15 protein-coding genes and 1 tRNA gene are annotated in these 18,604 nt (G+C 70.7%); 9 read left to right on the top strand and 7 right to left on the bottom strand.

The genetic code is table 11. From position 1 onward, the window contains the following. Nucleotides 1-136: 136 nt before the first annotated feature. Together LZ017_RS01395 and LZ017_RS22215 are read left to right on the top strand one after the other, a co-directional pair. Nucleotides 137-2,200 carry a S9 family peptidase gene (locus LZ017_RS01395; protein ID WP_241298269.1) on the top strand — a complete coding sequence of 688 codons (2,064 nt, stop codon included), beginning with the start codon at nucleotides 137-139 and terminating at the stop codon, nucleotides 2,198-2,200. Beyond that, nucleotides 2,197-3,069, top strand: a complete 873-nt coding sequence (locus LZ017_RS22215; protein WP_241298268.1) for a MaoC/PaaZ C-terminal domain-containing protein — start codon at nucleotides 2,197-2,199, stop codon at nucleotides 3,067-3,069. Before LZ017_RS01395 ends, LZ017_RS22215 begins: the two co-directional genes overlap by 4 nt. A 15-nt stretch (nucleotides 3,070-3,084) precedes the next feature. Here the strand turns inward: LZ017_RS22215 and LZ017_RS01385 are convergent, their stop codons facing one another. Further along, on the bottom strand, nucleotides 3,085-3,918 hold the full coding sequence (locus LZ017_RS01385) for an META domain-containing protein (protein WP_241298267.1): 834 nt from the start codon (nucleotides 3,916-3,918) through the stop codon (nucleotides 3,085-3,087). A gap of 175 nt (nucleotides 3,919-4,093) precedes the next feature. On the opposite strand from LZ017_RS01385, the gene LZ017_RS01380 reads away from it, so the two are divergent. Further along, nucleotides 4,094-4,996: a plasmid replication/partition related protein gene (locus tag LZ017_RS01380; protein WP_241298266.1), complete on the top strand. Its 903-nt coding sequence runs from the start codon at nucleotides 4,094-4,096 to the stop codon at nucleotides 4,994-4,996. Between the two features lie 12 nt (nucleotides 4,997-5,008). Here the strand turns inward: LZ017_RS01380 and LZ017_RS01375 are convergent, their stop codons facing one another. Both LZ017_RS01375 and LZ017_RS01370 read right to left on the bottom strand, forming a co-directional pair. After that, entirely contained in the window at nucleotides 5,009-5,284 is a 276-nt protein-coding gene (locus LZ017_RS01375) for a DUF4212 domain-containing protein (protein WP_241298265.1), read from the bottom strand. Between the two features lie 51 nt (nucleotides 5,285-5,335). Further along, nucleotides 5,336-5,632 carry a hypothetical protein gene (locus LZ017_RS01370; RefSeq protein ID WP_241298264.1) on the bottom strand — a complete coding sequence of 99 codons (297 nt, stop codon included), beginning with the start codon at nucleotides 5,630-5,632 and terminating at the stop codon, nucleotides 5,336-5,338. 132 nt (nucleotides 5,633-5,764) lie between these two features. On the opposite strand from LZ017_RS01370, the gene prfB reads away from it, so the two are divergent. The 5 genes from prfB to LZ017_RS01345 all read left to right on the top strand — a co-directional run bounded on the left by prfB (nucleotide 5,765) and on the right by LZ017_RS01345 (nucleotide 12,214). Further along, nucleotides 5,765-6,869 (top strand): peptide chain release factor 2 gene (gene prfB, locus LZ017_RS01365; RefSeq protein WP_241298263.1). Its coding sequence is split into 2 segments (ribosomal slippage): nucleotides 5,765-5,845 and nucleotides 5,847-6,869, totalling 1,104 coding nucleotides; the frame shifts between segments, so codons are not numbered across the junction. A 90-nt stretch (nucleotides 6,870-6,959) separates the two neighbouring features. Beyond that, nucleotides 6,960-9,650 (top strand): aminopeptidase N, encoded by a 2,691-nt coding sequence (gene pepN, locus LZ017_RS01360; RefSeq protein WP_241298685.1) that lies wholly within the window; start codon nucleotides 6,960-6,962, stop codon nucleotides 9,648-9,650. Nucleotides 9,651-9,689: 39 nt separating this feature from the next. Beyond that, nucleotides 9,690-10,697 (top strand): class 1 fructose-bisphosphatase, encoded by a 1,008-nt coding sequence (locus LZ017_RS01355; RefSeq protein WP_241298262.1) that lies wholly within the window; start codon nucleotides 9,690-9,692, stop codon nucleotides 10,695-10,697. A 19-nt stretch (nucleotides 10,698-10,716) separates the two neighbouring features. Continuing rightward, nucleotides 10,717-12,111 (top strand): diguanylate cyclase, encoded by a 1,395-nt coding sequence (locus tag LZ017_RS01350; RefSeq protein WP_241298261.1) that lies wholly within the window; start codon nucleotides 10,717-10,719, stop codon nucleotides 12,109-12,111. A 27-nt stretch (nucleotides 12,112-12,138) separates the two neighbouring features. After that, nucleotides 12,139-12,214, top strand: a tRNA-Thr gene (locus LZ017_RS01345). A 69-nt stretch (nucleotides 12,215-12,283) separates the two neighbouring features. On the opposite strand, the gene LZ017_RS01340 is transcribed toward LZ017_RS01345, so the two are convergent. Together LZ017_RS01340 and LZ017_RS01335 are read right to left on the bottom strand one after the other, a co-directional pair. Next, nucleotides 12,284-13,498 (bottom strand): DUF1501 domain-containing protein, encoded by a 1,215-nt coding sequence (locus tag LZ017_RS01340; protein ID WP_241298260.1) that lies wholly within the window; start codon nucleotides 13,496-13,498, stop codon nucleotides 12,284-12,286. A gap of 11 nt (nucleotides 13,499-13,509) precedes the next feature. Then, nucleotides 13,510-15,045 (bottom strand): DUF1800 domain-containing protein, encoded by a 1,536-nt coding sequence (locus LZ017_RS01335; protein ID WP_241298259.1) that lies wholly within the window; start codon nucleotides 15,043-15,045, stop codon nucleotides 13,510-13,512. A gap of 327 nt (nucleotides 15,046-15,372) precedes the next feature. Here LZ017_RS01335 and LZ017_RS01330 point away from each other — a divergent pair, with 327 nt between their 5' ends. After that, nucleotides 15,373-15,804, top strand: a complete 432-nt coding sequence (locus LZ017_RS01330; RefSeq protein WP_241298258.1) for an N-acetyltransferase — start codon at nucleotides 15,373-15,375, stop codon at nucleotides 15,802-15,804. 9 nt (nucleotides 15,805-15,813) lie between these two features. On the opposite strand, the gene LZ017_RS01325 is transcribed toward LZ017_RS01330, so the two are convergent. Together LZ017_RS01325 and LZ017_RS01320 are read right to left on the bottom strand one after the other, a co-directional pair. Beyond that, complete coding sequence (locus LZ017_RS01325) at nucleotides 15,814-17,223, bottom strand: GTPase/DUF3482 domain-containing protein (protein ID WP_241298257.1); 1,410 nt, start codon at nucleotides 17,221-17,223, stop codon at nucleotides 15,814-15,816. Continuing rightward, nucleotides 17,216-18,595: a DUF2868 domain-containing protein gene (locus tag LZ017_RS01320; protein ID WP_241298256.1), complete on the bottom strand. Its 1,380-nt coding sequence runs from the start codon at nucleotides 18,593-18,595 to the stop codon at nucleotides 17,216-17,218. Before LZ017_RS01320 ends, LZ017_RS01325 begins: the two co-directional genes overlap by 8 nt. Nucleotides 18,596-18,604: the final 9 nt, after the last annotated feature.

Here is an 18,604-nt window from a genome sequence, read left to right as displayed (position 1 = left end):
TTGGCCCGCTCCGCGTCGCGCGTGCTCGCGGCTTCACGACCCGCGATCCCGGGCCGCCCCGGATCGCGCGGGCGCGGCGTCCGCGGTAACCTCGCGCCCCGACCAAGAACAGGTTTGAGATCCGGGGAGGACTTCCATGACCGCAAAGACTCGGCGCTGGCGCCGGCTGCGCCTGCTGGGCACCGCACTGGCCCTGATGGCAGGGGCTCTCGCTCAACCCGCCCTTGCGCAAGGCGCCACCGAGCCGGTGGCGCTGGAGCAGTTCTTCCAGCATCCCGCGGTGCTGGACGTCAAGCTCTCGCCCTCGGGCCGGCAGATCGCGCTGACCACCTCGGCCGGCAGCAAGCGCGTCTCGCTGTACGTCGTCGAACTGGGCGACACGCCCAAGCCCAAGCGGGCCGCGGCCTTCTCCGATGTGGATGTGGTCCGCTTTGACTGGGTGGGGGACGAGCGGCTGGTCTTCAGCGTGGTGGACCTCGAGGCCGGCAGCGGCGAGGACCAGCGCCTGGCGCCCGGGCTCTACTCCGTGGCCCCGGACGGCCAGGAGCTGCGCACGCTGGTGCGCCGCTATGGCACCCCCTTCGTCAGCAACGGCGAGCGCAACCGCTCGCTGGAGTGGAACCACCTGCTGCTGTCCGTCCCCCGCGCGCAGCCCGACGCCCCGGCCGACGAGGTCGTGATCGGCGTAATGAAGTTCGAGGGCAAGTCGCTGGCCCAGATCACGCCGCTGTGGCTCAACGTGCGCACCGGCCGCACCCGCGCCATGGACATCAGGGGCGCCCCCGACAACATCCACGCCTGGATGTTCGACAGCCGCGGCAACCCGCGCGCCGCGATCAGCAGCACCAACGGCCGCGAGATCTACCACTGGCGCGGCGCCGGCGACGAAGGCTGGCGCGAACTGAGCACGCACGACAGTCTGCGCCGCCCCTTCAGCCTGCATTCGGTGGACGACAAGGGCACGCTCTACGTGACGCGCAGCACCGGCGCCGGCAAGTACTCGACGCTGACCACCTATGACTTCGCCGCCGGCAAGCCCAGCGCCAAGCCACTGGTCAGCACGCCGGGCTTCGACTTCACCGGCACGCTGCTTCTTGAGCGCAGCGGCGACTTGGCGCTGGGCGTGCGTCTGGAGACCGATGCCGAGCAGACCCTCTGGTTCGACGCCGCCATGAAGCGCTTCCAGGCCGAGGTCGACGAGCGCCTGCCGGGCCGCGTCAACCGCGTGCAGTGCGTGCGCTGCGGCGCGAACGACATGGTGGCGCTGGTGAGGAGCTTCTCGGACCAGGATCCGGGCACCTTGTGGCTTTACGAAGCCGCGTCGAAGCGCTGGCAACCGATCAGCCAGGTGCTCAAGGGCATAGACCCGCGGCGCATGGCCAGCGTGGACTTCCAGCGCATCCGCGCGCGCGACGGCCTGGACCTGCCGGTCTGGATCACGCTGCCGCCCAGCGTCAAGCCCGGCACCAAGCCCGAGCGTCCGCTGCCCGCCGTCGTCATGGTCCATGGCGGGCCCTGGGTGCGCGGCGGCCATTGGCGCTGGTCGGCGATGGAGCAGTTCCTCGCGTCGCGCGGCTATCTGGTCATCAGCCCCGAGTTCCGCGGCAGCACCGGCTATGGCTGGGCGCACTACCAGGCTGGCTGGAAGCAGTGGGGCCAGACCATGCAGGACGACGTGACCGATGCGCTGAAGTGGGCCCAGGCCCAGGGCCTGGCCGACCGGCGCGCCTGCATCGCCGGCGCCAGCTATGGCGGCTATGCCACGCTGATGGGCCTGGTGCGCGATCCTGAGCTGTACCGCTGCGGCATCGCCTGGGTGGGCGTCGCGGACCTGAAGCTGCTGATCCAGGGCAGCGGCTGGATCGGCGACGACGTCAGCGAGGACGCGCGCCGCTACGGCCTGCCGGTGATGGTGGGAGACCCGGACAAGGATGCCGAGATGATCCAGGCCAACTCGCCGGTCGAGCAGGCCGCGCGCATCAAGGCGCCGCTGCTGCTGGCCTATGGCGCGGCCGATGTCCGCGTGCCGCTGGCCCATGGCGAGCGCCTGCGCAGTGCGCTGAAGGCCGCCGGCCAGACCCCGGAATGGGTGGTCTACCCCAACGAGGGCCACAGCTGGCGCCAGGTGACCACCCATGTGGACTTCGCGCGCCGCGTCGAGCAGTTCCTGGACCGCCACCTGAAGGCTGGGGCCCCGTGAAGGTCCCAAGCCGTCCGGAGCCCGCGGACGGCGTGCCCTGGCTGCCGACACGCTGGAGCTGGGCGCAGTGGTGGCGACTGCTGCGCGGGCCACGGGCCGGGGCCCGCGCCACCGCGCTGACCCAGCGGCACCGCGCGCCGCCCTGGTCGGGCGAGCACCTGGCGCGCTACAACGCCGCGCTGGGCTATGCACCGGACGCCCTGCCGCTGTGCTACCCCTATCTGCTCGCGCAGCGCGCCCAGCTGGCGCTGATGCTGTCGGAGGACTTCCCGCTGCCGGTGCTGGGCCTGGTGCATCTGAGCCAGCGCCTGCAATGGCTCGCGCCGCCCGACCGACGCGCGGCGCTGCAGCTGTCCACGCGCGCAACGCTGCTGCCGCCGGACGCGCAGGATGCGCGCCAGCGTCCGCGCCTGCAGATGGAGGTGACGCTGAGCCAGCCGGCGGGGCCGGTCTGGCAGGGCAGCAGCCTCTATCTGGCGCGAGGGCAGGCGCGGCCGACGCAAGCCCGCCCGCGCCCGGCCGCCGTGCCGCCCGATCCCGCGCTGCCGCCGTTGGCGCAATGGCCGGTGGCGCGCAACGAGGGCTGGCGCTATGCCCGGCTGTCCGGCGACCTCAACCCCATCCACCTGTGGGACTGGTCGGCGCGGCTGCTGGGCCAGCGCCGCGCCATCATTCATGGCATGCACAGCCTGGCCCGCGCGCTGGCGGAATGGCAGCGTCTGCAGGGACAGCCCCCTCGCGAGGCCGAGATCGACTTCCTGCGACCAGTGCCGCTGGGCGCGCAGCTGGCGCTGCACGGCGAGCCGCAGGGCCGATTCGAATTGCAGTGCGAACAGGCGCTGGCCGCGCGCGGGCGGGTCGTCGCCTGAGCGCCCGGTCCGTCGTCAGCGGATCAGCTTCGCGCTGAGCACCAGTGCGCCGTCGGCCCGGCGCAGTTCCAGGCGGTCTCCCTCGCGGCGAAAGCGCTCCGCGCCCTCCAGCTGACGCAGCAGCTGGGCCTCCTGCGTCATCACACCGGTCGGATGCAGACAGGCGCGCCGCCCCTGGGCCAGCCCGCTCAGGCGCAAGACCTGGCCCCCATCGCCCGAGCTCAGCTCGTAGCGGCCGAGCAGCGGATTGCAGCCGCCCGAGCCCGACAGCCGCCCATCGGCGTCGAAGGCCAGCTCGATGCGGCTGCCGTCGATCAGGCTGCTCACCGCCTGCTGGCCGTTGTTGAGCATCAGCACCTCCCAGCGCGTGCCTGCCAGACCGGCGGGCTGCGGCGCCAGGCGCGCCAGCGTGCGGCCGTCGCCGTCCAGCAGCTCCAGCATGCCGCCGTCGCCGGGGGCCACGCGGGCGGCCCGGGTCGCGGCCAGCGCCGCCTGCCAGCCTTGGGAGAGCGCCTCGCGCCCGGGCTGGCAGGCCATCAGCGTGCCCACGCCGGGGCCCGGACCGAAGTCCAGGTTGCCGCCGCGCTGCGTGTAGGGGCGCGCATAGCGGTTGCAGCCATCGCTGCCGCCGGCGCGGCCGTTCTCGAAGGCCAGCGTGGGGCGCAGCGTCGGGGGCAGGTCTTGCCCCGGCTGCGCCGCCAACTCGGCCAGCACCCAGCGGCTGCCCTCCAGCGTCGGCGCTCCCCCGCCGCCGCCGCCACCGACGCCGGCGCAGGCGGACAGCCCGCCCGCCAGCAAGGCCAGTGCGGCCCAGCGCCACGGTCCCAGGGAATGGATCTTGTTGTGCATGGTTTTTCTCCCGAGTTGGAACAAGCGTGGAGCTTAAAGCCATGCGCGTGCGGCGGACCTGCCTGTCGACGCAAGGACCACCGGACGGACACGCAGCGTCACAAAGCGCCGCGACCCGGGGCGCCTAGAATGCGCGCCCTTCGGCACTCCTTACGCACCCTTCCCGCTTCCGGCCATGAACATCGTCGTCAACGAAGACCTGCGCGCCTACATCGATCCGCTCAGCCCCGAAGAGTACGAGGCGCTGGAGCGCAGCATCCTGGCCGAGGGCTGCCGGGACGCCCTGGTGCTGTGGGGCGAGCTGCTGGTGGACGGTCACAACCGCTATTCCATCTGCAGCAAGCACGGCCTGCCCTTTCAAACCGTGCAGAACACACGCTTCAAGTCCATCGAGGACGTGCACCTGTGGATGATCGACCAGCACCTGGGGCGGCGCAGCGTGTCCGACTTCCAGCGCGGCGTGCTCGCGCTGCGCAAGAAGGAGATCCTGGAGGCCCGCCGCCTGGCCGTGCTGCAGGACCCCGCGCCCGAAGCCCCCCCGGCCGAGGACAGCACGCCCGCGCTGCCGCCCCCGCCGCCGCTGAAGAGCCGCGAAGCCATCGCCAAGGCGGCGCGCGTCAGCACCGCGACGGTGACGCAGATCGAGAAGATCCAGAAATCCGCGGCGCCCGAGCTGGTGGCCGCGGTGAAGGCCGGCGAGGTGTCCATCAGCGCGGCCGCGGTGATCGCCGACCTGCCCGTGGAAACCCAGGCTGCCGCCGTGGCCGGCGGAAAGAAGACGCTGCGCGAGACCGCCAAGCAGGCGCGCGAGGCCAAGGGCGGCAAGCGCAAGCCCGCCGACGAGGGCCAGGACGCGCCAGTAGGCGAAGCCCAGGCCGCAAGCGCCGAGGACCTGGGCCCGCTGAGCGACGAGCAGCGCGAACGCCTGCAGCTGCAGCTCAAGGCACTGCAACAGGAGAACACCCGGCTGCAGCAGTTGCTGTCCGAGCGCGACGCCCAGCTGGGCCAGGCGCGCCAGCAGCTGCTGCGCGCGGAAGAGGCGCTGAAGGCCGCCGGGCTGGCACTGCCCGAGGCCTGAGCGCCGGCCGCGTCAGTCCTGCCCCGCGCCGCCGTCCGCGCTGTCGTGCCGCTGTTCGCGGTCGCGCCGGTTCATCGTGCGCGCGTAGAACCAGACCAGCACGCAATACACGATCAGCGCCCCCTGGGCCGCGACCCAGAAGCTGAAGGGCCAGCCCAGGACGCTGAAGCTCAGCGATCGGGCGAAGTAGGCGATCACGAAGGTGACCGTGAACCAGACGGCCAGCAGCAGGCCCACCAGGCGCAGGTTGGCGCGCCAGTAGGCGCCGGAGTCGGGAGGGGTCGCCATCGCGGAGTCGGGACGGGTGGAGCGAGCGCCGATTGTGCCCGCCGCCAGCGCTCAGCGGCAGCCGGCCAGACCCTGCCCCAGGCAGACCCAGAGCTTGAGCGCGCTGCCCAGCAGCCACAGCGCCAGCAGCAAGGCCAGCGCCAGCGCGCGCACGCGGCGCTCCGGCCAGGCCCGCGGCGCCAGGCGACGCACGCCCGCCAACCAAGGCTGCAGCACCCAGCCCAGCAGACGCCAGGCCCCGTTGTGCTCGCGCCGGGCGCCGATCAGCGCGCCCAGCAGCGCCTGCCCGGCCCAGGCCAGCAGCGCGATCTCGGCGAGCAGCTTGGGCAGCAGGGCCAGGGTCAGCATGGGCGCAAGGATAGCCGCCCCGGCCTTGCGCCCACCCTCGGGGCTCGACGTCAAACGACCGGGATAAGACCCACAGGACATGAGAAAATGGCAGATTGATCTGGCACACGCCGGAGCCACTCTGAAGACACCATGGACATCGAACGGATCAATGCGATCGGCAACCTGCTGACCGATCTGCAAGCGCGTACCGACGCGCTAAGGGGGTATCTTTGACTACGACCGCAAATCACTGCGGTTGAACGAGGTCAATGCCGCGCTGGAGAACCCCAACATCTGGAACGAGCCCAAGCGGGCTCAGGAGCTGGGCAAGGAAAAGCGCACGCTGGAGACGGTGGTCGAGACCATCAACTTCCTCTCCAGCAACCTGTCGGACAACCTGGAGTTGTTCGAGATGTCCAAGGAAGAGAGTGACTTCGACGGCCTCGAGGCCATCGAAGCCGACGCGGCCAAGCTGACCGAGAAGGTCGAGGAGCTGGAGTTCCGCCGGATGTTCAACAACCCGGCCGATCCGAGCAACTGCTTCATCGACATCCAGGCCGGCGCCGGCGGCACCGAGGCCTGCGACTGGGCCGGCATGCTGCTGCGCCAATACCTGAAGTACTGTGAGCGCAAGGGCTTCAAGGCCGACGTCGAGGAAGAAACCCCGGGCGACGTGGCCGGTATCAAGAGCGCCACGATCAAGGTGGAGGGCGAGTACGCCTTCGGCCTGCTGCGCACCGAGTCGGGCGTGCACCGCCTGGTGCGCAAGAGCCCGTTCGATTCTTCGGGCGGCCGCCACACCAGCTTCGCCTCGCTCTTCGTCTACCCGGAGATCGACGATTCGATCGAGATCGACATCAACCCGGCCGACGTGCGCACCGACACCTTCCGCGCCAGCGGCGCCGGCGGCCAGCACATCAACAAGACCGACTCCGCGGTGCGTCTGACCCACGTTCCCACGGGCATCGTGGTGCAGTGCCAGGACAGCCGCAGCCAGCACAGCAACCGCGACGTCGCCTGGCGCCGCCTGCGCTCGCGCCTGTACGACCATGAAATGAAGAAGCGCATGGCCGAGCAGCAGAAGCTGGAAGACAGCAAGACCGACGTGGGCTGGGGCCACCAGATCCGCTCCTATGTGCTGGACCAGAGCCGCATCAAGGACCTGCGCACCAATGTCGAAATCTCCAACACGCAAAAGGTGCTGGACGGCGACCTGGACGCCTTCATCACCGCGTCACTGAAGCAAGGCGTCTGACGCCGATGCGCGGCCCCGCCCCGGAGACGGCGGGGTCCTCTCCCGACAAGACTTCCTCCGGACCCCACTCGAACAAGGATGCCCGCCATGATGCGAGAAGGCACTGCCACCCCGATCCGCCGCGAAGACTATGTGGCGCCCGCGTACTGGATACGCAGCGTCGACCTGTGCTTCGACCTGGACCCGGCCAAGACCCTGGTCACCAGCAAGATGCAGATCGAGCGCAACACCGCCGTGGCCCACGGCCCGCTGCGCCTGCACGGCGAAGAGCTGAACCTGCTGCGCGTGCTGATCAACGGCGACAGCGTCTCCTTCCGCCAGGAAGGGCATGAGCTCATCATCGACAACGCGCCCGACGCCGACTTCCAGCTCGAGATCCGCAACACCTGCGCGCCGGAGAAGAACACCTCGCTGTCGGGCCTGTACACCTCGGGCGGCGGCTTCTTCACCCAGTGCGAGGCCGAGGGCTTCCGCCGCATCACCTACTTCCTCGACCGCCCGGACGTGATGGCGGTCTACACCGTGACGCTGCGCGCCGACCAGGCCAAGTACCCGGTGCTGCTGTCCAACGGCAACCTGCTGGAGTCCGGCAGCCTGGACAACGGCCGCCACTTCGCGAAGTGGCACGACCCCTTCCCCAAGCCCAGCTATCTGTTCGCCCTGGTCGCGGCCGACCTGGTCGCGCGCGAACAGCGCATCCGCACGCGCGCCGGCAAGGACCACCTGCTGCAGGTCTATGTGCGCCGCGGCGACCTGGAGAAGACCGAGCACGCGATGAACTCGCTGATCGCCTCGGTGGTCTGGGACGAGGCGCGATTCAAGCTGCCGCTGGACCTGGAGCGCTTCATGGTGGTCGGCGTGTCCGACTTCAACATGGGCGCGATGGAGAACAAGGGCCTGAACATCTTCAACACCAGCGCCCTGCTCGCCTCGCCGGCCACCGCGACCGACGCGGACTTCTTCCGCATCGAGTCCATCGTCGCGCACGAGTACTTCCACAACTGGACCGGCAATCGCGTCACCTGCCGCGACTGGTTCCAGCTCTCGCTGAAAGAAGGCCTGACCGTCTTCCGCGATCAGGAATTCAGCCAGGACATGGCCGCCGCTCCGAGCAGCCGTGCCGTCTGCCGCATCCAGGACGTGCGCATGCTGCGCTCCGGCCAGTTCCCCGAGGACGCCGGCGCGATGGCCCATCCGGTGCGCCCGGACTCCTACGTCGAGATCAACAACTTCTACACCGCCACGGTCTACAACAAGGGCGCCGAAGTCGTGCGCATGTACCAGACCCTGGTCGGCCGCGAAGGTTTCGCCAAGGGCATGGCGCTGTACTTCCAGCGCCATGACGGCCAGGCCGTGACCTGCGACGACTTCGCCCAGGCCATCGCCGATGCCAACCCCGGCTCCGAGCTCTCCTCGCGCCTGGACACCTTCAAGCGCTGGTACGCCCAGGCCGGCACGCCGCGCCTGCAGGCGCGCGGCGAGTACGACGCCGCAGCCCAGACCTACACGCTGACCCTGAAGCAGCACAACCCGGCGACGCCGGGCCAGCCCGACAAGCTGCCCCAGGTGATCCCGGTGGCCATGGGCCTGCTCTCGCGCGAGGGCCAGGTCTTGCCGCTGCAGCTGCAGGGCGAGGAGGCGCCGGCCGGCACCGAACGCGTGCTGGTGCTGGACCAGGCCGAACAGCGCTTCGTCTTCGTCAACGTCGCCACCGAGCCGGTGCCCTCGCTGCTGCGCGGCTTCTCCGCGCCGGTGCTGCTGGACGACGGCCTGGGCGACGCCGAGCTGCTGACCCTGCTGCAGCATGACGCCGACGCCTTCAACCGCTGGGAAGCCGGCCAGCGCCTGGCGCTGGCGCGCATCGTCGCCGCGGTGCGCGGCGGCCAGGCGCTGCAGCTGGACGCGGGCTATGTCGAGGCCATGCGCGCCGTGCTGCGTCACCCCGGGCTGGATCCCGCCTTCAAGGCCCTGGCCCTGGTGCTGCCCGACGAGGCCTACATCGCCGAACAGCTGGCCGAGGCCGGCGTGCCGGTGGACCCGCAGGCCATCCACGCCGCGGTGGATGCGGCCCAGCACCAGCTGGCCGCCGAGCTGCACGAGGACTGGGCACAGGCCTTCGAGGCGCAGCAGGTGCACGAGGGCTACCAGCCCACCCCGCGGCAGGCGGGCCAGCGCGCGCTGGCCAATCTGGCGCTGTCCATGCTGGTGCTGCAGGCCACGCGCAGCGGCGACCCCGTGTGGCCCGGCCGGGCCTACCAGCGCTTCAAGGACGCCAGCAACATGACCGACCGCCTGGGCGCGCTGTCCGCGCTGGTGCAGGCGCATGCCGAGCTGGCCCAGCCGGCGCTGGAGCGCTTCCATGCCCAGTTCCGCCACGAGCCGCTGGTGGTGGACAAGTGGTTCGCGCTGCAGGGCCGCGCCGCCGAGCGCCAGGGCAAGACCTTCGCGCGCGTCAAGCAGCTGCTGCAGCATCCCGACTTCACGCTGAAGAACCCCAACCGCGCGCGCAGCCTGATCTTCTCGCTGTGCATGTCCAACCCGGCCGCCTTCCACCGCGGCGACGCCGCGGGCTATGTGTTCTGGGCCGACATGGTGCTGCAGCTGGACGCGATCAACCCGCAGGTGGCCGGCCGTCTGGCGCGCGTGATGGACCGCTGGACCGCGCTGGCCCAGCCCTATCGCAGCGCCGCGCGCGAGGCCATCGCCCGCGTGGCCGCCAAGCCCGACCTGTCCAACGACGTGCGCGAGATCGTCGAGCGCGCGCTGGCGCTGGGCGAGTAAGCCGGCACCGCAACGCTTTCTGCACTATCTGGAGATCCCATGAGCCACCGCGTCAGCCTGACCCAGTACCTGGTCGAACAGCAGCGCCAGCACGGCCACATCCCGCAGCAGCTGCGCCTGCTGATCGAGGTGGTGGCGCGTGCCTGCAAGCGCATCGCCATCAGCGTCAACAAAGGTGCGCTCGGCGACGTGCTGGGCACGGCCGGCTCCGAGAACGTGCAGGGCGAGGTGCAGAAGAAGCTGGACATCATCGCCAACGAGGTGCTGATCGAGGCCAACGAATGGGGCGGCCACCTCGCGGCGATGGCGTCGGAAGAAATGGAGGGCATCTACCTGGTGCCCAACCGCTTCCCGCAGGGCGAATACCTGCTGATGTTCGACCCGCTGGACGGCTCGTCCAACATCGACGTCAACGTCTCGATCGGCACCATCTTCTCGGTGCTGAAGAAGCCCGAGGGCAGCAAGGGCGTCAGCGAGGAAGACTTCCTGCAGCCGGGCAGCCAGCAGGCGGCCGCCGGCTATTGCGTCTACGGCCCGCAGACCACGCTGGTGCTGACCGTCGGCGACGGCGTCGCGATGTTCACGCTGGACCGCGAGCAGGGCTCCTGGGTGCTGACCGCGGACGACGTGAAGATCCCCGAGGACACCAAGGAATTCGCGATCAACATGTCCAACATGCGCCACTGGGACGCCCCGGTGAAGCGCTACATCGACGAATGCCTGGCCGGCGACGAAGGCCCGCGCGGCAAGAACTTCAACATGCGCTGGATCGCCTCCATGGTCGCGGACGTGCACCGCATCCTGACCCGCGGCGGCATCTTCATGTACCCCTGGGACAAGCGCGAGCCCAACAAGCCGGGCAAGCTGCGCCTGATGTACGAGGCCAACCCCATGTCCTTCCTGATCGAGCAGGCCGGCGGCGCCGCGACCAACGGGCGCCAGCGCATCATGGATCTGCAGCCCACGCAGCTGCACGAGCGCGTGTCCGTCATCCTGGGCTCCCGCAACGAGGTGGAGCGCGTCACCCGCTACCATCTGGAGAACTGACCCTGCCCAGGAGTACCGTTTGAGCGCAGCCCCCCCGACCACCCCGCTGCCGCCCGAAGGCGAATGGCAGGCCATTCTGGACCACACCCCGGAGGCGGCGCGCCAACGGGTCTGGGCCGGCGTCCAGCCGCATGCGCCGGCGCTGGCCGACGCCTTCTACGAGGCGATGATGGCCCACCACCAGGCCCAGTCCTTCCTGGACCATGAGGTGGTGCAGCAGCGCCTGCGCCACTCCATGCAGCGCTGGCTGCTGGAGCTGTTCCACCATCCGCATGGCGACCTGCCGGCGCTGGTGGCGATGCAGCGCCACGTTGGCGAGGTGCATGCGCGCATCCAACTGCCCATCCATCTGGTGGCGCGCGGCGCGCGCCAGCTCAAGCGCAGCCTGTTCGCCGTGCTCGCCCAGTCGACCGGCGACGAGACCCTGCTGCGCCAAGCCCAGGTCTATGTGGGCCAGCTGATGGATCTGGCGCTGGAGCTGATGTCCGAGGCCTTCATGCGCAACAGCCAGCGCGGGGCCCGCAACGACGAGGCCTACCGGCTCTTCTCGCTGGGCCAGAACCTCTCGGTGGAGCGCGAGCGTCAGCGCTCGGCGCTGCTGGAGTGGAGCCAGGAGCTGCTGTTCTCGCTGCACCGCGGCGGTGAACGGCCCGCGCAGGTGCCCAGCCTGGGGCGCTCGGAGTTCGGGCTGTGGTTCCACCACAAGGGCAGCGCGATGTTCGACGGCGTGCCCGAGCTGGAGCTGCTGCGCGAGATCGTGGCGCGCATCGACGACAGCCTGCTGCCCCGCCTGTACGCCCCGCAGACCGACCCGCTGGAACTCAACCGCCACCTGCTGGAGCTGCAGATGGAGCTGGAGAACCTCAAGTTCCAGCTCAAGACCCTGTTCGAACGCCAGCTGGAGGTGGAGAACGGCCGCGACACCCTCACCCGGCTGCTCAACCGCCGCTTCCTGCCTTCGGTGATCGGCCGCGAGATCAAGCTCGCCAACGAGCGCCACAGCCGCTTCGGCGTGCTGCTGCTGGACATTGACCACTTCAAGCGCATCAACGACGAGCGTGGCCACGACGCCGGCGACCTGGTGCTGCAACAGGCGGCCATGCTCATCCTGGACAGCGTGCGCAACGGCGACTTCGTGTTCCGCTATGGCGGCGAGGAAATCCTGGTCGTGCTGGTCGAGGTCGACGCCAACGGCCTGGCGCGCGCCGCCGAACAGCTGCGCGAGCGCTTCGCCGCCAGCGAATTCCTGCTCGGCCAGGGCCGCAAGCTCCACGTCACGGTCAGCATCGGCGCCGCGCTGTTCGATGGCCATCCCGACTACCAATACCTGATCACCCGGGCCGACGAGGCCCTCTACCGCGCCAAGCAGGCCGGCCGCGACCAGGTCTGCGTGGCAGAGCTTGGCTCCTCCTGATTTCCCGTGCTATAGTCTTGGTCTTAGGCCGGTGTAGCTCAGTTGGTAGAGCAGCGCATTCGTAATGCGAAGGTCGGGAGTTCGACTCTCTTCACCGGCACCATACAAATCAAGGGCTTGGCGTCACTCGGCGCCAGGCCCTTGTGCTTTGGGGGCCGGGGATCCACGCGGATCACAGCAGGCCCAGATCGCGCGGACCGGCGCCGGGAAAGACGGCATCGAGCTGCGCGGGGCTCAAACCCCACTGACGCGCAAAGAGACCGCCGAGCACAGCGCGGTAGTCGTTGAGCACGGGCCAGTCCCGCCCCTGGAACAGCGTGGCGGGGCTGAGCGCCACCTGCTCGCCCACGATGCGCCCCCCGCGCACGCCGCCCCCCAGGACCCAGTAAGCGCTGCCATGGCCGTGGTCGGTGCCGCGGTTGCCGTTCTCGCGGAAGGTGCGGCCGAACTCGCTCAGCACCACGACCGTGGTGTTGGCCCATTGCGGCCCCATTTCCTCGGCAAAGGTGGCGAGGCCCTGCCCCAGCTCCGTGAACTTGCCGGCCAGCGTGCCGCTGGCGCCACCCTGGGCGACATGGGTGTCCCAGCCACCCACGTCGATGAAGCCCAGGGTGACGCGTTCACGCATCAGCCGCGCGATGCGCCGCGCCTCCAGCGCGAAGCCCTTGCTGCCAATGGCGTTGCGGCTGGCGGCCTCCATTTCCCCGACCATCTCGCGCGCCACCTCGTCACGCACCTCGAAGCCGCCGCTGACCGTGGTGGCCAGCCGCGTGCCGGCATACATGCGCTCGATCGCCTTTGCCTGCGCGGCGCTGATGCCGGGCTTGCCCAGCTCGCGCAAGGCCTGGTTGGCCACCGGCAACGATCCGCGCAGGACCAGGGGCACCTGATCGGTGAAGGCCATGGCCTCCAGCCGCGACGCACCGGCATTGGCACCCAGCACCAGAGCCAGCCGGTTCATGAATCCGCTGCGGAAGTCGCGAGCGCCCTCGTCGGCCTGGCCCAATTCGATCCGGTCCTGGGTCTCGAAATGGCTGCGCGAGGTGTCGGCACAGCCGGCGAAAGGCACGAAGGCCAGCTGCCCCTTGTCCCACAGGGGCCCCAGGCTCTGCGCCACCGCGGGCGCGAGCGCCCAGCTGGCGTCGAGCGCGGTGGCCGCCAGGCCAGCCGCGCCCGGCGCCGGCACGGCGATGTTGGGCCGCGCTTCGTAATAGAACGGCGACGCATGGGGCACCAGCAGGTTGGCCGCGTCGTAGGCGCCGCGCAGGAAGACCAGCAGGAAGCGCGGCGTTGCCGACGCCGATGCCGCGTCGGCGGCCCACAGGCGAGCGGCGCCCAGCGCGAGCGGCGCGCTGGCCAGGGATTGCAGCAGATGGCGTCGGCGCATGTCGGGCCTCCTCAACGGTGCATGAACTCGGGCGAGGCGAGCAGGAAGGTGGCCCACTCCTGGGGCGAAGAGGCCTGGTCGAGCGTCTGCCGGGTGGCGCTGGCCAGACGCGGCGCGATGCCTTCGTAGTACAGCGGGTTGGCGAGCTGCGGGAAGGCGGGCCGGTCGGTCTTCTCGCCTTCGACACGGAACAACCCGGCGCTGCCGCTGCCGATGGCGCGGGCGATCTCGAAGCGGGTGTTGAGCTGCCCCGGGCCAGCCCAGGCCGATTCGTCGAGCGCATAGCCGTCGGGCGTCTGGCGGTTGTAGGGCGCCTGGCCCAGCCGGTAGAGCCAGCCGATCATCGGCCCGGTGTTGAGCACTTGCTTGGTGTCGTAGGCCAGGCGCACGGCCGAGACGACGTAGTGCGCCGGGTCCTTGAACTTACGGCTCAGCGAGGCCTCGAACTCGGGCGACTGGATGAGTGCGCGCATCACCTCGCTGATCCGGCCATCGCTCTGCTGCCAGCGCTGCGCCATGCGCTCGACGAGCGCGGGCGGCGGCATGTCGGCCACGAAGGCCTGGGCCAGCTTGCGCGACACGAAGCGCGCGGTGGCCGGGTGTCGGGCCAGCGTGTCCAGCACCTGGTCCAGTTCGGCCAGGCCGCGGCCCTTCACCTCCATCCCCAGCAGCTGCTTGTCGCCGAAGTCATGGCGCGCCGGATTGAACTCCATCAACCCGCGGCGCTGGTACTGGGCCTGCTGCGCCGGCTTGAGCTTGGGCTCGGTGCCGCTGAGGTTCACGCCCAAGCCGGTGAGCACGCGGGCGAGCTCCTGCACGTCGCGCTGCGTGTAGCCGGCGTCCACGCCCAAGGTATGCAGCTCGAGCAGTTCGCGCGCGTAGTTCTCGTTGATGCGGCCGGCGGCGTTCTGCTCGTTGTCCAGGTAGCGCAGCATGGCCGGGTGGTGGGCGGTGTAGCCCAGCAAGTCCCGGAACCGTCCCAGGGCGTGCTCGCGCAGGCCCTGCTCATAGTCGCCCACCATGGCGCGCAGGTTGTGCTTGTACTGGTGGACGTTGAAATGGTTGAACCAGAACCAGGTCAGCTGCTCGCGCATCTGGTTGGGGGAATAGGCGGCGAGCAGCAGCGCGCGGCTCGCGGCTTCGCGCGAGAGCCGGTTCAGCGTCTGCTGGTAGGCCTGCTGCGCGGCGGCCTTGGCCGCATCGTCCTTGCTCGCGTCGGCGCTCTTGCGCTGCGCCTCCATCTCGTAGACCAGCGAGGGCAGGTCGCGCTGGCTGATGCTCAGCGCGGCGATCTGCGCTTGCAGCTCGGTCGGCAGCGGGGCGCGGCCATTGAGTTGCGTGTCCAGCCAGGTCTTGCGCCCCATGCGGCGCAACTCGGCCAGGCTGCTGCTGCTCGCCCCCCAGCTCAGGCGATCCAGCCAGAGGGCATCCTGATCGACCCGGGCGCTGGAGGCCGAGGCCGACGCTCCCCCTGGCGGTGAGGTCGTGGTGGCGCAGCCGGCCGCCAGCAGCGCGGCGGCGATCAATGGCAGGGCAAGACGCTTCATGGTCGATGGCATGGGCGGGATGCGCGCGGCCCGCAGAGGTGGCGCGCCAGCCGCGGCGGTCAGGTCATGGACACCCGCGGATTCTGCCGCGCGCCAGCATGGCGTTTGTGAATGTCCTTGACGTTCGCCTTGTTGCGTTTGATTCCGACGATCCGCGCTAGGCTGGGCGCTGCCTAGTCCCGCGTCACCGACGAGAAAACGCTGCGGGGCCGGGGCCGAGGCCGGGTCAGGTGGGTACCATCGCCCGCGTCCGCCAACCCGCCCACTCCGGAGCCTTCGAATTTGACAACACCGCCCCTGCCATCCGGCACCCCGACCTCCGCCCGCGTGACCGTCACGAGGATCCGGCCCGACGAGCACGCACTGGCGCTCGCGCTGAGCCCCCACCCCCACCAGCAATCCTTCGTCGCCAGCAATGCCGAATCGCTGGAGGATGCGGCGGACGATCCCGATTGCGTGCCGCTGCTGATCCGCGCGGACGGGCAGCCGGTGGGATTCGCGATGTACACCGTCGACGAGGACGATGGGAATTACTGGATCTACCGCCTGATGATCGATGCGCGGCACCAAGGCCAGGGCCACGCCCGCGCGGCGCTGCGGCAGATTCTGAGCATGCTGTCGGGCCTGCCCGACTGTCCCTGCGTGATCCTGGGCGTGAAGCCGGAGAACGAGGCCGCGCGCAGGCTTTACGAACAGGCCGGGTTCCGGCCCACCGGCGAGCTCATCGGCGGCGAGCAGGTGCTGAAGTACGAGTTCTGACCTGGCGACTCAAGCCGTTTCCGCGCCGGTCAGCCGCTCGTCCAGCTGGGCCAGGCATTGGCGCGCCGCCTGCTGTTGCAGCTCGCGCCAGCGCGCCTCGTCCTCCAGCTGTGACAGCGGGGCCTCGGCCCAGTGTGGATAGGCGCGCGCCCGGCCCAGCAGGCCGCCCAGCGCCGCCTGCAGGCTGCGCGCGGCTTCCCGCGGCGGCGCCAGCCGCAGCGCCTGCTGCGCCGCATGGCCGCGCTGTTCCAGCTGCAGCAGCAGGCCCAGCAACTGGTCGGCCAGCAGCAGCAACACGGTTTCTTCCACGCCCAGCTCCACCTGCCCACGCAGGCCCTGGCGCAGCGCACGACCGGCGACGGTGAAGCCCTGGCTCAGCGTGCCGCCGATCGCCGCGCCCAGCGCCGTGGCCGTGCCCAGCGACAGCCCGGCCAGCGCGAGGTCGGCCACCAGTCCGATCGCCGCGCCGGTGGCAGCACCGCGGCCCAGTGCCGTCCCGGCGGCCTTCAGCGCCTCGGGCTCGAACAGGGTCTGCAGACGCCGACCGTCCAACCAGGGCAGCAGCTGGGCATCCGCATCGCCGGGACGAAAGCCGTAGATCGCCAGCAACTGGTCCACCGACGGGCCGGCCAGATCCAACAGGCGCCGGCGCAGACCCGCCGCCGCGGCGCTGCGCGCCGGCGCCGTGTCCAGTTCGCTGCGCTGGCGCAGCTCGCGCAGCGCGGCGCCGCGCAGCAGCAGCCGCGCAAGCACGGTGCAGGCCGCCTCGCGGCGCTGCCGGGCCTCGCGCTGCAGGGCCTGGCGCAGGCGCTGCAGCGCCGGGCCGCGTTCGCGCAGCAGACTCTGCAGGTCCTGCAACAGCTGCTGCTCGGCGCCGACGAAAGGCGCCACCGCGTCGAAACGCGCCAGCACATGCAGGCCATGCTCGGCCAGAGCGCGCAGCCAGTCCGGCTCGTGGCCATCGGCCGCGCGCAGGTGGTTGAGCACCGGCATCAGCGGCCGTCCGCACCAGGACAGCAGCTGCAACTCGGCGCGATGCTTGGGCAGCACCGGCTCGCGTGCATCAATCACGATCAGCGCCGCGTCCACCTGCTGCAGCGCGCGCAGTACCTTGGCCTCTTGCTCGAAGTCGCCCTGGGCCTGCGGGCCGGCCAGGAAGCGGGCAATGCGCTCGTGCGGCCAGCCCTCGCCCTGCTGCAGCAGCTGCAGCAAGCCCGGCGCGTCCTCCAGGCCGGGCGTGTCCAGCAGCTGCAGCTCGGGCGCGCCATCCAGGCTCAGCCGCAGCTGCTCCACGTGGCGGGTGGTGCCCGCCCGGTCGGCCACCTCACCGAAATCCGCGCGCCGCGCCAGCGTGCGCAGCAACGAGGTCTTGCCCACGTTGGTATGGCCCACCACGGCCAGGCGCAGCAGCTCATCCATGCACGGCTCCCGTCCAGGCGCCGGGACCCAGCGCGGCCTGCGCTTCGTCCAGCACGGGCAAGACCTGACCCCAGGCAGCGACACCGTCGCGCCAGCGCCGCCGGTCCGCGTCGCTCGCGGGGGCCAGCAGGCACAGCGCGCAGCCATGGCCCTGCTCGCGCAGGCGCTGCAGCCAGCGCTGCAGCGCGCGGTCCGGCGTGGCCGTGGCGCGCACGGCGACCAGCAGCGGCAACCCCGCCGGCAGTTGCCGCAGCGCCTGCATCAGCTCGCCCTGCTGGGCCGCTCCGCCATCGCTGCTCAACACCGCCAGGGCCGCGCCCGCCAGCGCCTGGGGCAGCGGCTGGCGCGGGTCGGTCTCGTAGGCCAGCAGCGCCCAGGGGCCGCGGTCGGCGACGGCGCCGCGCGGCGCCACGGCCGGCGCGTCATCCGGCCCGGCGTCGAGCACGCGGGCCGGGCTCAGCCGGTCAAGCCGGCGTGCCAGGCTCTGGTACCAGGGCGCGGCCGCGTCCAGCGTCAGCCGCCGCTGGCGCCAGGCCAGCATCAGCGCGCACAGACCCAGCAGCAGCAGGCGCGGCAGCAGCCCGTAGACGACGGTGCAGCCCAGCAGCCACAGCGCCAGCAGGCGATGCCCCTCGGGGCTGCCGACCCAGCGATTCAAGCTGTCCGGCGCCGGGTTGGGAAAGCCCAGTAGCGCCGGCAGCCGGCCCAGCCCATGCACCCATTGCGCGAAATCGGCGCCCGCCAGGATGGTGCTCTCCCAGCCGAGCCGGTAGGCGCTGAACGCGAAGGCCCACCACAGGCCGGCCAGCACCAGGCCCATCACCAGCGCCCAGACCGCGTGGCTGAACAGCCCCGTCAGCCAGGGCAGCAGGCGCCCGCGCCGCGCCAGCGCGCCGGCCTCGGCCAGCAGCAGCCGTTTCTCGCGCGCCAGCCAGGGGCGCAGCAAGGCCAGCGCCCAGCCGCTCAAGCCTCCCAGGCCGCCGCCCAGGCCAACCCCGCCCAGCAGCGCCAGCACGGTCCAGGCCAGCAGCGCCAACAGGTTCACGCCCAGCACGGCCCACCAGGCCAGCAGCACATTGATGCTGTGCCCGCCTCCCAGCGCCCGTCCCAGGATGCCGCCGCCGGCCAGCCACAGCAGCAAGGCCGCCGCCAGTCCCAGGCCCAGCGCCAGCCGACGGAGTTCCCGCCAATGGCTCGGCAGCGGGGTCAGAGGCAACAGACGTTCGGCGCGCTCCAGCATCTGCGCCTGGCGCTCGGTAGCGGCCAGCGCGCGCAGCGCCGGGCCGTCATCCAGCGGCTGACCTTCCTCTTCCCAGCGGCCCAGGGCCTGCGTCAAGACCAGCCGGCCAAAGCGGGAGCTCGTGCGATCCATGCCCGATTC

The organism is Pelomonas sp. CA6, assembly GCF_022549225.1.
In the GTDB taxonomy this organism is placed as follows: Bacteria; Pseudomonadota; Gammaproteobacteria; order Burkholderiales; family Burkholderiaceae_C; genus Roseateles.
This window is presented reverse-complemented; position numbering and strand designations above follow the sequence as displayed.

Bases quoted from the DNA above. Each gene is read 5' to 3' on its own strand.
- LZ017_RS01340 (WP_241298260.1), bottom strand. From the start codon at position 13,498: ATGCGCCGACGCCATCTGCTGCAATCCCTGGCCAGCGCGCCGCTCGCG.
- LZ017_RS01355 (WP_241298262.1), top strand. From the start codon at position 9,690: ATGAGCCACCGCGTCAGCCTGACCCAGTACCTGGTCGAACAGCAGCGC.
- LZ017_RS01380 (WP_241298266.1), top strand. From the start codon at position 4,094: ATGAACATCGTCGTCAACGAAGACCTGCGCGCCTACATCGATCCGCTC.
- LZ017_RS01370 (WP_241298264.1), bottom strand. From the start codon at position 5,632: ATGCTGACCCTGGCCCTGCTGCCCAAGCTGCTCGCCGAGATCGCGCTG.
- LZ017_RS01325 (WP_241298257.1), bottom strand. From the start codon at position 17,223: ATGGATGAGCTGCTGCGCCTGGCCGTGGTGGGCCATACCAACGTGGGC.
- LZ017_RS01385 (WP_241298267.1), bottom strand. From the start codon at position 3,918: ATGCACAACAAGATCCATTCCCTGGGACCGTGGCGCTGGGCCGCACTG.
- LZ017_RS01335 (WP_241298259.1), bottom strand. From the start codon at position 15,045: ATGAAGCGTCTTGCCCTGCCATTGATCGCCGCCGCGCTGCTGGCGGCC.
- LZ017_RS01375 (WP_241298265.1), bottom strand. From the start codon at position 5,284: ATGGCGACCCCTCCCGACTCCGGCGCCTACTGGCGCGCCAACCTGCGC.
- LZ017_RS01320 (WP_241298256.1), bottom strand. From the start codon at position 18,595: ATGGATCGCACGAGCTCCCGCTTTGGCCGGCTGGTCTTGACGCAGGCC.
- pepN (WP_241298685.1), top strand. From the start codon at position 6,960: ATGCGAGAAGGCACTGCCACCCCGATCCGCCGCGAAGACTATGTGGCG.
- LZ017_RS01395 (WP_241298269.1), top strand. From the start codon at position 137: ATGACCGCAAAGACTCGGCGCTGGCGCCGGCTGCGCCTGCTGGGCACC.